The 14469-nt window shown below is 60.1% G+C and carries 12 protein-coding genes; 9 read left to right on the forward strand and 3 right to left on the reverse strand.

Annotated features, from left to right (window positions below):
* Positions 1 to 9: 9 nt before the first annotated feature.
* The 3 genes from RRH01S_RS25590 to RRH01S_RS25605 all read right to left on the reverse strand — a co-directional run bounded on the left by RRH01S_RS25590 (position 10) and on the right by RRH01S_RS25605 (position 3396).
* Positions 10 to 618, reverse strand: coding sequence for an alpha-ketoglutarate-dependent dioxygenase AlkB family protein (locus RRH01S_RS25590; protein WP_007698567.1), 609 nt, complete (start codon positions 616 to 618; stop codon positions 10 to 12).
* Positions 619 to 1228: 610 nt separating this feature from the next.
* Positions 1229 to 1663, reverse strand: a complete 435-nt coding sequence (gene arfB, locus RRH01S_RS25600) for an alternative ribosome rescue aminoacyl-tRNA hydrolase ArfB (protein WP_034520619.1) — start codon at positions 1661 to 1663, stop codon at positions 1229 to 1231.
* A 122-nt stretch (positions 1664 to 1785) separates the two neighbouring features.
* On the reverse strand, positions 1786 to 3396 hold the full coding sequence (locus RRH01S_RS25605; protein ID WP_042475145.1) for a phosphoenolpyruvate carboxykinase: 1611 nt from the start codon (positions 3394 to 3396) through the stop codon (positions 1786 to 1788).
* 349 nt (positions 3397 to 3745) lie between these two features.
* Between RRH01S_RS25605 and RRH01S_RS25610 the strand changes: the two genes are divergently transcribed.
* From RRH01S_RS25610 to RRH01S_RS25650, 9 genes are all read left to right on the forward strand, one after another.
* Entirely contained in the window at positions 3746 to 4477 is a 732-nt protein-coding gene (locus tag RRH01S_RS25610) for a response regulator transcription factor (RefSeq protein WP_190362264.1), read from the forward strand.
* 193 nt (positions 4478 to 4670) lie between these two features.
* Positions 4671 to 6470 (forward strand): sensor histidine kinase, encoded by a 1800-nt coding sequence (locus RRH01S_RS25615; RefSeq protein WP_174006179.1) that lies wholly within the window; start codon positions 4671 to 4673, stop codon positions 6468 to 6470.
* A complete protein-coding gene (locus RRH01S_RS25620) occupies positions 6467 to 6919 on the forward strand; it encodes an HPr kinase/phosphorylase (RefSeq protein WP_007698578.1) in 453 nt (150 codons plus the stop codon). Before RRH01S_RS25615 ends, RRH01S_RS25620 begins: the two co-directional genes overlap by 4 nt.
* 152 nt (positions 6920 to 7071) lie before the next feature.
* Positions 7072 to 7473, forward strand: coding sequence for a PTS sugar transporter subunit IIA (locus tag RRH01S_RS25625; RefSeq protein WP_042475150.1), 402 nt, complete (start codon positions 7072 to 7074; stop codon positions 7471 to 7473).
* Positions 7474 to 7492: 19 nt separating this feature from the next.
* Positions 7493 to 7768: an HPr family phosphocarrier protein gene (locus tag RRH01S_RS25630; protein WP_007698588.1), complete on the forward strand. Its 276-nt coding sequence runs from the start codon at positions 7493 to 7495 to the stop codon at positions 7766 to 7768.
* A 187-nt stretch (positions 7769 to 7955) separates the two neighbouring features.
* Positions 7956 to 9356: an adenosylhomocysteinase gene (ahcY, locus tag RRH01S_RS25635; protein ID WP_007698591.1), complete on the forward strand. Its 1401-nt coding sequence runs from the start codon at positions 7956 to 7958 to the stop codon at positions 9354 to 9356.
* Between the two features lie 319 nt (positions 9357 to 9675).
* Positions 9676 to 12150, forward strand: a complete 2475-nt coding sequence (locus RRH01S_RS25640) for a PAS domain-containing sensor histidine kinase (protein WP_012650658.1) — start codon at positions 9676 to 9678, stop codon at positions 12148 to 12150.
* Positions 12147 to 13658: a tRNA (adenosine(37)-N6)-threonylcarbamoyltransferase complex ATPase subunit type 1 TsaE gene (gene tsaE, locus RRH01S_RS25645; RefSeq protein WP_042475153.1), complete on the forward strand. Its 1512-nt coding sequence runs from the start codon at positions 12147 to 12149 to the stop codon at positions 13656 to 13658. The genes RRH01S_RS25640 and tsaE overlap by 4 nt, the downstream gene beginning before the upstream one ends.
* 77 nt (positions 13659 to 13735) lie before the next feature.
* On the forward strand, positions 13736 to 14467 hold the full coding sequence (locus tag RRH01S_RS25650; RefSeq protein WP_037219383.1) for a nucleotidyltransferase family protein: 732 nt from the start codon (positions 13736 to 13738) through the stop codon (positions 14465 to 14467).
* Positions 14468 to 14469: the final 2 nt, after the last annotated feature.

A 14469-nucleotide genomic window follows, 5' to 3' on the forward strand; every position in this document is an offset into this window, starting at 1 on the left:
TCAATACGCTTATGAGGTCACACGCCTTAACGTCAGGTTTATACGCCCACCGCTCTTTAGTAACGTCGAAGTTGCAGGATGGATGCGGTCGACGCCGTGGAAGCAGAGCCTGCCCTCGCCGCCAAGGACGACGATGTCGCCGCTGGAAAGCTTGAAGGATAGCGTGCGATCATTACGATTGAGCCCGCCGACGCGGAAGAGGCAGGTGTTGCCGAGCGAGATCGACAGCACGGGCGCCGCCAGATCCTGCTCGTCGCGATCCTGATGCAGGCCCATGCGGGCATCGTCATTGTAGAAATTGACGAGACAAGCTTCCGGCGGCTTTTCATAGCCGGCTATATTAGCCCAAAGCTCCAACAGTTGTGGTGGGATCGCCGGCCACGGCCTACCCGTCACCGGATGGGTCGGCTGATAACGATAGCCATGTTGCTTGTCCGTCACCCAGCCAAGCGAGCCGCAATTGGTCATCCGGACCGACATCTCCTTGCCCGTGCCAGGCATGGCGGGCGTGTAGAGTGGTGCTTCAGCGACGACGTTGCGGATGGCTTCGACCAGGGCTTCCTGTTGGGGCCGGTCGAGATAACCGGGGAGATGACGAATTCCGTTGGGAAGAAGCATCGATCAATGTGCTCCAAGATTGCTCTACTGAAAGCCGTTGCAGCTATTCGATAGTATCGGAGATTTCTGAGATTATTGCCGATAGGGCACATCGTCACTAAAGTAGTTTTATTAAACAGGATTTACGAAATTTGTTTCGAACCGTCATGAATTTTCTGCTGGGACTGGCTCTTTGCATATCGCTTCTTGCTGACAAGACGCAAGCGCAGCCATCCGAAAGGAACTCGGTAGTCATTCATATTCGACTATCTGACAACGCATTCGGTGCACCCGGAGAGACGTTTGGCTTGTACGCTCTTGAGGATGAATTGGAGAAGGCTGTCGAAAATCTTGGTCACTTGGATGGCCACGAAATCGGCGCGGGTTTCTTTGTGATATACGTTTACGGCACTAGTCCAGAGGCGTTGATTGCGAAGATGGCAACTCTCTTGTCTCGAAACTCAATCCCGACTGGCTCCTATGTAGAATTGCATCAGGGCGCTCCGGGAGTTGCGGTGACACGAAGGGACCTACCTCTCGCAGAAATCCATTAGATCAGCGCTTGCCCCGTACCGGACGGCATGGCTCAGAAGTGAAGCTTTGACAGCAAGAAATTAAGCAGCCTGAAAGCCTAGTCGCCGCCCGGCTTGCCGCGCATCTTCTTGACTTCCGAGCGGCCGGATTTCTCCTTCAGGCGCCGTTCGATCGAGCCTTTGGTCGGCTTGGTCTTCTTGCGTGGCGGCGGCGGTGGGGCGGCGGCTTCGAGGATCAGTTCTTTCAGGCGCTCGCGCGCATCCTCGCGATTGCGGTCCTGGCTGCGGAAACGGCTGGCCTCGATCATCAGCACGCCGTCCTTGGAGACGCGCCGGCCGGCAAGCCTCACGGCATTGGCCTTGACGCGATCGTTGAGCGACGGCGAACTCACGAGACCGAAGAAGAGCTGGACGGCGGTTGCGACCTTGTTGACATTCTGCCCACCGGGACCGCCCGCCAGAACGAATTGTTCCGTCAGCTCCCAGCCGGCAATGGTGATCCGGTCGTTGATGTAAAGCGCGTCGCTGGCCATGATTTTCTCCGCGCCTGTCTATCCCATATTGTTCAGCGGTTGAAAACAGCACGGCGGCAAAATGAAACCCCGGCAGACCGGCTGCCGGGGTTTCACGTGAGTCATCAATATGATGCGACCGATTATTCCGCTGCGGCGCGCAATCCCGGGGCTGCGTCTCGGACGTTGCCGTCGACATGGTCCTCGAACTTGGCGAAGTTGGACACGAACATCTGCACCAGCTTGGCCGCCTGCGCGTCATAGGCCTGACCATCGGCCCAGGTGGAGCGCGGGTCGAGAATGGCGCTGTCGACACCCTCAACGGCGACCGGTACGGCGAAGCCGAAATTCGGATCGATACGGAACTCGGCCTTGTCGAGGTCACCCTTCAGAGCGGCGGCCAGCAGGGCGCGCGTCGCCTTGATCGGCATGCGCCGGCCCGTGCCGTAGGCGCCGCCGGTCCAGCCGGTGTTGACCAGCCAGCAGCCGGCGCCGTGGCGGGCGATCAGCTCCTTGAGCAGATTGCCGTATTCGGTCGGATGGCGCGGCATGAAGGGAGCGCCGAAGCAGGTCGAGAAGGTGGCTTCCGGCTCGACGACACCCTTTTCCGTGCCGGCGACCTTGGCGGTGTAGCCGGAGAGGAAGTGGTACATGGCCTGTTCCGGCGTCAGCCTGGCGATCGGCGGCATGACGCCGAAAGCGTCGGCCGTCAGCATGATGATCGTCTCGGGGTGACCGGTCATGCCGGATTCCGAGGCGTTCGGGATGAAATCCAGCGGATAGGCGCTGCGGGTATTTTCCGTCAGCGAGCCGTCGTCGAGATCCGGTACGCCATGCTCGTCGAGCACGACATTTTCCAGCACCGTGCCGAAGCGACGGGTGGTCTCATAGATTTCCGGCTCGGCTTCAGCCGACAGGCGGATTGTCTTGGCGTAGCAGCCGCCTTCGAAGTTGAAGATGCCGTTTTCGCCCCAGCCATGTTCGTCGTCACCGATAAGCGTGCGCGTCGGATCGGCCGACAGCGTCGTCTTGCCGGTGCCCGACAGACCGAAGAAGATCGCCGCGTCCCCTTCCGGCCCGACATTGGCCGAGCAGTGCATCGGCATGACGCCGCGTTCCGGCAGAAGGTAGTTCAGCACTGTGAAGACCGACTTCTTCATCTCGCCGGCATAGGACGTGCCGCCGATCAGGACGATGCCGTTGACGAGATCACAGGCGATCACCGTTTCCGTGCGGCAGCCATGACGCTCGGGATCGGCGCGGAAACTCGGCAGGTCGATGATGGTCAGCTTCGGTGCGAAGCTTTCCAGCGCCGAGCGCTCCGGGCGGATCAGAAGGTTGCGGATGAACAGCGAATGCCAGGCGAACTCGGTGACGACGCGCGTCGGCAGGGCGTAGTCACGATCGGCGCCGCCGATCAGGTCCTGAACGAACAGATCCTTGCCGTGCACATGCGCCAGCATGTCCTTATGCAGCAGCGCGAAATGCTCCGGCGACATCGGCTTGTTGTTGTCCCACCAGATCTGGTCTTCGGTCACGGCATTGCGGACGACGAACTTATCCTTCGGCGAACGGCCGGTATGTTGCCCGGTCAATGCCCGCAGTGCGCCATGAGCGGTCAGATCGGCTTCACGCCGACGAATCGCTTCCTCATAAAGATGGGACTCCAGGAGGTTATAGCGCACGCTGGCAGCGGCTCCCAGACCGATCGAGTCGAGTTCGATTGCGGGATTACGGACGCCGAATTGCTCCATCGCTTCATTCCTCTACAGGGCCGTGGCCGTTAAACTAAATGAAACCTAGTGGGGTCCTTTTAAAAGCACAAGAGCAAATAACGAGAAATATCGAATGATATCAGGTATTTAATCGATTTAGATAAATATCAATAATTTTAAATCGTTTGAATGAGCGACATCGAGACGTTTGGTCGCACAACTCCAGGTCAGGGTTTTTCCCGTTCAACAATCCACCCCTTTATCTTTGCCACAATTTGTTCCACCTTTATCCCCATAAGCGCGCCAGGTTATCGCCAACCGAGCTGGCAACCCACCTGGGCTGGTTTCCAAATCCGGGAGACGCGCACTAATGACGGAGACGAACACCATGTTGACAATCGCGCTCGTAGATGACGACCGCAATATCCTGACTTCCGTGTCGATTGCCCTGGAAGCCGAGGGATATAAGGTGGAAACCTACACCGACGGCGCTTCCGCGCTTGATGGCCTGCTTGCCCGGCCGCCGCAACTGGCGATCTTCGACATCAAGATGCCGCGCATGGACGGCATGGAGCTTCTGCGCCGCCTGCGGCAGAAGTCCGATATACCGGTGATCTTCTTGACCTCGAAGGATGAAGAGATCGACGAACTCTTCGGCCTGAAGATGGGCGCCGACGACTTCATCACCAAGCCCTTCTCGCAGCGCTTGCTGGTCGAGCGCGTCAAGGCCGTGCTTCGCCGCGCCTCCGCGCGCGAAGCGGCAAACAATGCCGGCGGCAACGCAGCACCCAAGCCGGGCGCCACCCAGCAGGCCCGCTCGCTGGAGCGCGGCCAGCTTGTCATGGACCAGGAACGCCATACCTGCACCTGGAAGGGCGAGCCGGTGACGCTGACTGTCACGGAATTCCTGATCCTGCATTCGCTGGCGCAGCGCCCCGGCGTCGTGAAAAGCCGCGATGCCCTGATGGACGCCGCCTATGACGAGCAGGTCTATGTCGACGACCGCACCATCGATAGCCACATCAAGCGGCTGCGCAAGAAATTCAAGATGGTCGATCTCGATTTTGATATGATCGAAACGCTGTATGGCGTCGGTTATCGCTTCCGCGAAGCTGCCTAGAGCCGGATGATTTTAGGTCGATTCGACCTAAAATCTGAATCCGCTCTAGAAAAAAATAGAGCATGATGTCGTCCGAAAACCGCTTACACTTTTCGGCATCATGCTCGAATAGTTAACTGGACCATGCGGCGGACAATGGAATAAGAGCATGCGGACGGGATCGACGATCCCGTTCTTCGAAAGGGCCGTTGGCTTGGCGCAGCTGGTGCAGCACAGAGATAGAGATATCGACGACGCGGAAACGCCGAGCGGTGCCAGGATCGCCCGTCGGCGCTGGACTCACCCTTTCACACTGATCCGCCGCATCTTCGGCAATGCCGTCTTTTCAAGCCTGACGCGGCGCATCCTGTTCTTCAACCTCGCCGCCCTCGTCGTTCTCGTCGGCGGTATCCTCTATCTCAACCAGTTCCGCGAAGGCCTGATCGACGCCCGCGTCGAAAGCCTGCTGACCCAGGGCGAGATCATCGCGGGCGCCGTCTCGGCCTCCGCCTCGGTCGATACCAACTCCATCACCATCGATCCGCAGAAGCTGCTGGAACTGCAGGCCGGCCAGAGCATCACGCCCGTCCCGAACGACGAAGACCTGGAATTCCCGATCGATCCGGAAAAGGTAGCACCGGTGCTGACGCGGCTGATTTCGCCGACGCGCACCCGCGCTCGCATCTTCGATGCCGATGCCAACCTGCTGCTCGACAGCCGTCACCTCTATTCGCGCGGTCAGGTGCTGCGCTACGACCTGCCGCCGGTCGACGACGAAAAGCAGAGCTGGTCGGACTGGTTCAGCGGGTTGCTCAACAAGATGCTACAGCCGGGCAACCTGCCCGTTTATAAGGAAGCTCCCGGCGGCGACGGCTCGATCTATCCGGAAGTGATGAATGCGCTGACCGGCGTGCGCGGTGCGGTCGTGCGTACCACGGAAAAGGGCGAACTGATCGTCTCGGTCGCAGTCCCCATCCAGCGTTTCCGCGCCGTGCTTGGCGTGCTGCTGCTCTCGACCCAGGCCGGCGATATCGACAAGATTGTCCATGCCGAGCGGCTGGCGATCATGCGCGTCTTTGGCGTCGCGACGCTGGTCAACGTTGTCCTGTCGCTGCTTCTATCCTCGACGATCGCCAATCCGCTGCGCCGGCTTTCGGCCGCCGCCATCCGCGTGCGCCGCGGCGGCGCCAAGGAGCGTGAGGAAATCCCGGATTTCTCCGCCCGTCAGGACGAAATCGGCAACCTGTCGATTGCGCTGCGCGACATGACGTCGGCGCTCTACGACCGCATCGATGCGATCGAGAGTTTCGCTGCCGATGTCAGCCATGAATTGAAGAACCCGCTGACATCGCTGCGCAGCGCCGTCGAGACGCTGCCGCTTGCCAAGAGCGACGATTCCAAGAAGCGGCTGATGGACGTGATCCAGCATGACGTGCGCCGTCTGGACCGGCTGATCAGCGACATCTCCGATGCATCGCGCCTCGATGCCGAACTCGCGCGCTCGGACGAGAAATCCCTCGATCTCGAAGTGCTCTTGCGCGACATGATCGACATTTCCCGACAGGTCGGGCACAGCAAGAAGGCGGTTGAGATAGAGTATATCGTCGACCGCAAGCCCGGCACGAAAACCAAATTCACCGCCAACGGCCACGACCTGCGCATCGGCCAGATTATCACCAATCTCGTTGAAAATGCCCGTTCCTTCGTTGCGAAGGACACCGGAAAGATCACAGTTCGGCTGACGCGCACGAGAACGCGCTGCGTCATCTATATCGAGGATAACGGCCCCGGCATTCAGGCGGAAAATATCGACCGCATCTTCGAGCGCTTCTATACCGACCGGCCGGAAGTGGAAGATTTCGGCCAGAATTCCGGCCTGGGCCTGTCGATCAGCCGGCAGATCGCCGAGGCGCATGGCGGATCGCTACGCGCCGAAAACATCGTCGACAGCGACGGCACGACGCTGCTCGGCGCCCGCTTCATCCTCTCGCTGCCCGCCGAAACACCGGCATGAGCACCGAGGCGACCAACGTCCACGCAACGGCGATCGTCGTCGGCAAGACCGGCCTTCTGTTTCTTGGGGCCTCCGGCAGCGGCAAGTCTTCACTTGCCTTTTCCTGCCTTGCCGCCGCCAAGCCGCTCGGCCTTGCCGCGGCTCTGGTCGCCGACGATCAGGTCTTCATCACCCGTCGTGACGGCGCCGTCATCGCTGAATGTCCGCCTTCGATCGCCGGCCTGATGGAGATCCGCTATACTGGTATTGTCCGACTTCCACATGTTTCTAAGGCCGAAATGCATTTCGCCATATGCCCGGTCGATCCGGCAACGGCAGAGCGGCTTCCGCCCGAGGACGAGCAGATCGATGTTACCGGATCCATCCGTCTGCCACTGATCCGGCTCTCGGTAACATCGGTTAATCCGCTCGCCGCAATTATGGCAAAAATCGCTGTGGATTTAGATTAATCGGCCATTCTCGCCGCTACAGCCACGCAATTATCGTATTTTAAGCTTGCACTTCATCTTTTCATCGCCAAGATGTCCCCCCACTGGTGGACGACATTGCTGCATTGCGATATGGCCCACCTGTTTGCGTGTGCGATGGGAGCAGTAATATCATGATCGGACTTGTGCTTGTCACTCATGGCAAGCTGGCTGAAGAGTTTCGGCATGCGGTCGAGCATGTCGTTGGTCCGCAGAAGTTCATAGAGACGGTATCGATTGGTCCCGAAGACGACATGGACAAGCGGCGGCAGGATATACTGCAGGCCGTGACCAGCGCTGATGACGGACACGGGGTCATCATCCTGACCGACATGTTCGGCGGTACTCCCTCCAATCTCGCCATCTCCGTCATGAATAGCGGCCACACCGAGGTCATTGCCGGCGTCAACCTGCCGATGCTGATCAAGCTCGCAGGCGTGCGCGGCGACAACAACATGGAGCGGGCCTTGGTCGAAGCTTCCGAAGCCGGGCGCAAATACATCAACGTGGCCAGCCGCGTGCTCAGCGGCAAATGACGAGACAAACATCCTGCCTATGACCGCGCTCTCCCGGGAACTTCTGATCATCAACAAGCGCGGCCTTCATGCCCGCGCCTCCGCAAAATTCGTCCAGACCGTCGAAGCCTATGACGCCACCATCACCGTCTCGAAGGACGGAACCACGGTGGGCGGCAACTCGATCATGGGCCTGATGATGCTCGCGGCCAGCCCCGGCTGCAGCGTGCTGGTGACCGCCAGCGGCAAGCAGGCCACGGAAGCGCTAGAGGCGCTGGACAAGCTTGTCGCCGACAAGTTCGGCGAAGAGATGTGAGCGCTCGCCGCTCCGCTCCTCAAATTGGGATATAAAGACATAAAGACTTCTTTATATCATTATTGATTTCCAGCCTGAAGCCTGCTACACGGCATCATCCTACCACGCTGTCAGCGTGCAATTTTGTTGCATTCGGCCGAGGCGTTAGCCCAGGCGCGATTGCATCGTTCAGGCTGGAGACCCTTTGATGAGCACTGAAAACGACTACATCGTCGCGGATATCGGCCTTGCCGACTTCGGCCGCAAGGAAATCACGATCGCTGAAACGGAAATGCCAGGCCTGATGGCTTGCCGCGCCGAATTCGGCGAAACGAAGCCTCTCAAGGGCGCGCGCATCACCGGCTCGCTGCACATGACGATCCAGACCGCCGTTCTCATCGAGACGCTGGTCGCGCTTGGCGCCGAGGTTCGCTGGGCCTCGTGCAACATCTTCTCCACCCAGGACCATGCCGCTGCCGCAATCGCCGCTTCCGGCGTTCCCGTCTATGCCATCAAGGGTGAAAGCCTCGAAGATTACTGGATCTATACCGACAAGATCTTCCAGTGGGCTGATGGCGGCTTCTCCAACATGATCCTCGACGATGGCGGCGATGCCACCATGTACATCCTGCTCGGCGCTCGCGCCGAAGCCGGTGAGGATGTTCTCTCCGATCCGCATTCGGAAGAAGAAGAAATCCTCTTTGCACAGATCAAGAAGCGTCTGAAGGCATCGCCGGGCTGGTTCACCAAGCAGCGCGACGCCATTAAGGGCGTTACCGAAGAAACCACCACGGGCGTCAATCGCCTGTACCAGCTCAGCCAGAAGGGCCTGTTGCCCTTCCCTGCGATCAACGTCAACGATTCCGTCACCAAGTCGAAGTTCGACAACAAGTACGGCTGCAAGGAATCGCTGGTTGACGGCATCCGCCGCGCCACCGACGTGATGATGGCCGGCAAGGTCGCCGTCGTCTGCGGTTATGGCGACGTCGGCAAGGGTTCGGCTGCCTCGCTCTCCGGCGCCGGCGCCCGCGTCAAGGTCACGGAAGTCGATCCGATCTGCGCGCTCCAGGCTGCCATGGACGGCTATGAAGTAGTCCTGCTCGAAGACGTCGTCTCCAGTGCCGACATCTTCATCTCCACCACCGGTAACAAGGACGTCATCCGCATCGACCATATGCGTGCGATGAAGGACATGGCGATCGTCGGCAACATCGGCCACTTCGACAACGAGATCCAGGTTGCAGCGCTGCGTAACCTCAAGTGGACAAACGTCAAGCCGCAGGTCGACCTGATCGAGTTCGCCAAGGGCAACCGCATCATCCTTCTGTCGGAAGGCCGCCTCTTGAACCTCGGCAACGCCACCGGCCATCCGTCCTTCGTGATGTCGGCCTCCTTCACCAACCAGACGCTGGCGCAGATCGAGCTCTTCACCAAGCCCGGCCAGTACCAGAACCAGGTCTACGTGCTGCCCAAGCACCTCGACGAGAAGGTTGCGCGTCTGCATCTCGGCAAGCTCGGCGTGAAATTGACTGAGCTTTCTGGCGAGCAGGCTGCGTATATCGGCGTGACGCCGCAGGGTCCGTTCAAGTCTGACCACTACAGATACTGATCTAGCGATCTATATCCACAACATCTTGTGGCCCCGGCATTGACAAATGCCGGGGCTTATTTTTTGGCCGGCTCCCTTCCCGGCGATTCCCTTAGGCAGTATTGTTTTTAGACTTGATTCGTGACGAACCGGGGCTTCCTCGGAGCCATGAAAATGGGATGTCTTGTCGAGATGCGGCACATTATAGGACGGAGACAGACCGCTTATGTCTGAAGCGAAAGACAACCTGCTTGAGTCGGCGATGCCCGAAAAGGCATCTGTGCGGCGGCGGCAGGGCGGCGCATATATGCTTTTACCCTGGATGAAGTGGCGCGGGGATATGCGCCCATTGGCCTCGTTGGCGCGCCTGCTGCGCCTCAGCGTTTTTGGTGGCATTGCAACTGGCCTGGCGGGTCCTGTTCTGGCGCAGACCAGCGCAGCCTCGCCGGCGGTGGTTCGCCTCTTCACCTCCTCCGAAATGGCAGTCTTCTCCGTCATCATCGGCGTAATTTCTGCAGCGCTGCTGTCGACCGTCTGGATGGTTCGTCAGCGCGGCAACCTGGAAAGCGAGAGCCGCGAAATCCGCACAGCCCTTTCCGATGCCAACCAGCGCATCTCGCAATACCAGGCACTGATCGCTGACAAGAACCGCCGCATTATTATCTGGGACGGCCAGAACGCACGGCCGGAGCTGCTGGGCCAGCTGCCCGTCGAGACCGGCGCACCGCAGGACAACGAATTTCTCGCTTTCGGCCGCTGGATGAAATCTTGGTCGGCAGGCGAGCTGGAAAAGGCGATCGACAAGCTGCGTGGCAGCGGCCAGAGCTTCGACATCGTGGTCGAAACGAACCGCGAAGAGATCCTGGAAGCCCAGGGCCGCATCTCCGGCGGCCGCGCCTTCGTCCGCTTCATCGCGCTCAACAATCTGCGCGCAGAACTGGCCGAGCTGAAGATCGAGCGCGAACGGCTTATGACCTCGATCTCCGCCTTCCAGAACCTGCTTGATGCCATCGACCTGCCGGTCTGGCAACGCGACGCCGACGGCCAGCTCACCTGGGTCAACCATGCCTATGGCGAAGCGGTCGAGGCCGTGTCGCCGGATGAGGCTCTTCGCGAAGGCCGCGAATTCCTGACCACCGTCGCCCGCGAGCGCATTCGCGCTTCCGCCACGCCGGAATCCCCCTTCCACGACAAGATTTCCACCGTCGTTCACGGCAACCGCACCTTCTTCGATGTCATCGACGTTAAATTGCCGAACGGTTCGGCCGGCATGGCTATCGACGTTTCCGAGACCGAGACGGTGCGCGCCGAGCTGGAACGCACGCTGAAGAGCCATGCCGAAACGCTCGATCACCTGGCGACACCTGTCGCGATCTTCGACGGCGACCGGCGGCTGCAATTCTACAATCAGGCCTTCGTTCAGCTCTGGGAACTCGACATCGCCTTCCTCGAGAAGAAGCCGGATAATAGCGAGCTATTGGATCGGCTGCGCAGCGCCAAGAAGCTGCCGGAACAGCTGAACTGGAAGACCTGGAAAGACGGCGTTCTCTCCGTCTACCGCGCGCTCGACACACAATCCGACCTCTGGCACCTGCCGAACGGCCAGATCCTGCGCGTCTTCGCCACCGCCCATCCGCAGGGTGGCGCCACCTGGGTGTTCGAAAACCTGACCGAACAGGTCGATCTCGAAACGCGCTACAACACGCTGGTCGTGGTGCAGGGCGAGACCATCGACCACCTTTCCGAAGGTGTGGCCGTCTTCGGCCCGGATGGCCGCATTCGCCTCTCCAACCCGGCGTTTCGCATCCTCTGGAACATCACCGAAATCCAGGCAAAGCCTGGCACGCATATCCAGACGCTGGCCGAAGCCTGCGCGCCCTCCTATGATCGGCCGGATGGCTGGAAGCGGTTTGCCGAGCAGATCACCAGTTTCGACGATGAACGTCCGTCGTCACAGGGTACGCTCGAGCTCTATTCCAACCTCGTCCTCGACTATGCCGTCATTCCGCTGCCGAACGCGCAGACCATGCTGACCTTCGTCAACAAGACCGACAGCGTGCGGGCCGAGCGGGCTCTTACCGAAAAGAACGAAGCGCTGCTGAAGGCCGACGAGCTGAAGAACGATTTCGTCCAGCATGTGTCCTACGAACTGCGTTCGCCGCTGACCAACATCATCGGCTTCACCGATCTCCTGAAAACGCCCGGCATTGGCTCGCTGAACGACCGGCAGGCGGAATATATCGACCATATCTCCACCTCGTCCGCGGTCCTCCTGACGCTGGTCAACGACATTCTCGATCTGGCGACCGTCGACGCCGGCATCATGCGGCTGAACTATTCCGAGATTGCACTCGACGACCTTCTCGATGAAGTGTCGATGCAGATCGCCGACCGGCTGCAGGAAAGCGGCGTGACGCTGGAAATCACCGTGCCCGCCCATCTCGGCTCCGTCGTCGCCGACCAGCAGCGGCTGAAGCAGATCCTGCTCAAGCTTTTGACCAATGCTGCCAATTTCGCGCCCGAGGGATCGACCATCGCGCTCAAATGTGGCCGCGACGGCACGGATTTCGTCTTCTCGGTTGCCGACAAGGGTCCGGGCATTTCGGAAGAGATCATGCGAACGGTGTTCAACCGCTTCGCCTCGAGCGGCAAGGGCGGCAAACGCAGCGGTGCGGGCCTCGGCCTCTCCATCGTCGAAAGCTTCGTCAGCCTGCATGACGGCCAGGTCTCGATCGAAAGTCAGCCGGGCAAGGGAACTACGGTCAACTGCCGGATCCCTTCCGCCGAATCGCCGCACTCCGTCGCAGCAGAATGACAGCAGCAAACACCAGCATCTCCCTTTTCCTGGCAGACGACGCGGCGACCACACGGCTCGGCGAGGATCTGGCGCTGGCATTGAAGGTCGGCGATTGCGTGGCGCTGTCGGGCGATCTCGGCGCAGGGAAATCGTCGCTTGCCCGCGCCCTGTTACGCGCCCTGGCCGACGATGCCGATCTCGACGTTCCAAGCCCGACCTTCACGCTGGTACAATCCTACGAGCTGCGCATCCCGGTTTCGCATTTCGATCTCTATCGTTTGGGCGACCCCAGCGAACTCGCCGAACTCGGCTTCGACGAGGCGCTGCAGACCGGCATCTGCCTGGTGGAATGGCCTGAGATGGCCGAAAGCGAGCTGCCGAAAGAGCGCATCGACCTCAAGCTGGAACATGAAGCCGAAGGACGCCGGGCAACGATCGTGGCGCCTGCCAAGCAGTCGGCTCGCATCCAGCGCGTCCTGGCGATCCGCGCTTTTCTCGATGCCAACGGCTATGCCGGAGCCGAGCGCCGGTTTCTGACGGGCGATGCGTCACTGCGCACCTATGAATCGATCTATCCGCAGGGCGGCGGCAACCAAGTGATCCTGATGGACTGGCCGCGCCTGCCGGAGGGACCGGCGGTGCTCGACGGCAAACCCTATCCCAAGGTCGCGCATCTGGCCGAAGATGCCTATCCTTTCGTCGCGATCGCCAATGAGCTGCGTAAGAACGGCTTTGCCGCGCCAGAGATCTTCGCGGTCGACTACGACCAAGGTATCCTGCTGATCGAGGATCTCGGCAGCGAGGGCGTGCTCGACGAAGAAGGCAGGCCGATTGCCGAGCGCTATCGTGCCGGTGTCGCCTGTCTTGCTCATTTGCACGGCTTGGCCATTCCACGAGATATTCCCGTTACACCTGGCCATATCCATCATGTCCCCGATTTCGACCGCACGGCCATGAAGATGGAAGCACGGTTGCTGATCGACTGGCACCTGCCCTGGAAACGCGGCACGCCGGCCAGCGACGAAGCGCGCGCCGACTATCTGGCAATCTGGGACGCTCTGATCGATCAACTGGACGGCGCTGAAAAGAGCCTGCTGCTGCGCGACTTCCACTCGCCGAACATAATCTGGCGGGCGAAGGAAAAAGGCATCCAGCGCGTCGGCCTTATCGATTTCCAGGACGCGATGATCGGGCCAACGGCCTATGACCTCGCCTCAATCGTCCAGGATGCGCGCGTCACCATCGAACGGCCTTTGCACGACCGGCTGATGGACGATTACCTGTCGCTCCGGCGTGCCCAGGGCAATTTCGATGAAGCCGGGTTCCTGAAGAGCTGGGCTATCATGTCGGCGCAGCGCAATTGCAAGCTCGCCGGCCTCTGGGTGCGGCTGCTGCAGCGCGACGGCAAGCCCGGTTACCTGAAGCACATGCCGCGCACGCTCGCCTATCTCGCCATCGCTTTCGAGCATGAAACCCTTGCCCCCTTGCGCGACTGGTGCGCGAAGGCCGGAATAGGCGAGGCATAAACGGCCCGAGACCGGGCGACGGTTTTCCGGCGTTATGCTAAAGGAAGACAGCAGCCGAATCACGAGTTCGAGACGAGATGACCATCAGACAAGCCATGGTGCTGGCCGCGGGGCTCGGAACCCGCATGCGCCCGATCACCGACACCATCCCGAAACCGCTGGTAAAGATCGCCGGCAAGCCGATGATCGATTATACGCTGGACGCGCTGGCGGAAGCCGGCGTTGAGCGGGCGGTCGTGAACGTGCATCATCATGCCGACCAGATGGAAGCGCATCTGCGCAACTACCGCAAGCTCGAAATCCTGATCTCGGACGAGCGCGATGCACTGATGAACAATGGTGGCGGGATCGTCAAAGGCCTGAAGCTCCTCAGCCGCGATTCAGTCTTCGTCATGAATGCTGATCTCTTTTGGGTCGGAGAAAAGCCGGGCGACCCTACGAACCTGCAGCGATTAGCCGGATTCTATGACGCCTCGCAAATGGACATGGCGATGCTCTGCGTCGAGCTAGAAAGAACCACCGGCCATAACGGCAAGAATGATTTCAGCATAGCGGAAGATGGTGGGCTCCGGCGCTATCGAGACGCGGAGTATAACGGCGTCGTCTATGCCGGTGCCTTCGCCATGGAACCGTCCCTCCTCGACGATGCACCGGATGACGCGTTCAACATCAACATCTATTTCGACAAGGCAATCGCCCGTCGCCGGCTTTACGGCACCATGCTCGACGGACATTGGCTGACGGTCGGCACGCCGGAAGCGGTCGGCGAGGCGGAGGAAACGATCCGGACTTTCCGGGCGTTTGCGTGAGA

The organism is Rhizobium rhizogenes NBRC 13257 (assembly GCF_000696095.1).
GTDB lineage: Bacteria > Pseudomonadota > Alphaproteobacteria > Rhizobiales > Rhizobiaceae > Rhizobium > Rhizobium rhizogenes.

What these genes read in the sequence shown, in the direction of transcription:
- RRH01S_RS25590 (WP_007698567.1), bottom strand. Translation starts at nt 618, where the DNA reads ATGCTTCTTCCCAACGGAATTCGTCATCTCCCCGGTTATCTCGACCGG.
- arfB (WP_034520619.1), bottom strand. Translation starts at nt 1,663, where the DNA reads ATGGCCAGCGACGCGCTTTACATCAACGACCGGATCACCATTGCCGGC.
- RRH01S_RS25605 (WP_042475145.1), bottom strand. Translation starts at nt 3,396, where the DNA reads ATGGAGCAATTCGGCGTCCGTAATCCCGCAATCGAACTCGACTCGATC.
- RRH01S_RS25610 (WP_190362264.1), top strand. Translation starts at nt 3,746, where the DNA reads ATGTTGACAATCGCGCTCGTAGATGACGACCGCAATATCCTGACTTCC.
- RRH01S_RS25620 (WP_007698578.1), top strand. Translation starts at nt 6,467, where the DNA reads ATGAGCACCGAGGCGACCAACGTCCACGCAACGGCGATCGTCGTCGGC.
- RRH01S_RS25625 (WP_042475150.1), top strand. Translation starts at nt 7,072, where the DNA reads ATGATCGGACTTGTGCTTGTCACTCATGGCAAGCTGGCTGAAGAGTTT.
- RRH01S_RS25630 (WP_007698588.1), top strand. Translation starts at nt 7,493, where the DNA reads ATGACCGCGCTCTCCCGGGAACTTCTGATCATCAACAAGCGCGGCCTT.
- ahcY (WP_007698591.1), top strand. Translation starts at nt 7,956, where the DNA reads ATGAGCACTGAAAACGACTACATCGTCGCGGATATCGGCCTTGCCGAC.
- RRH01S_RS25640 (WP_012650658.1), top strand. Translation starts at nt 9,676, where the DNA reads ATGCGCCCATTGGCCTCGTTGGCGCGCCTGCTGCGCCTCAGCGTTTTT.
- tsaE (WP_042475153.1), top strand. Translation starts at nt 12,147, where the DNA reads ATGACAGCAGCAAACACCAGCATCTCCCTTTTCCTGGCAGACGACGCG.
- RRH01S_RS25650 (WP_037219383.1), top strand. Translation starts at nt 13,736, where the DNA reads ATGACCATCAGACAAGCCATGGTGCTGGCCGCGGGGCTCGGAACCCGC.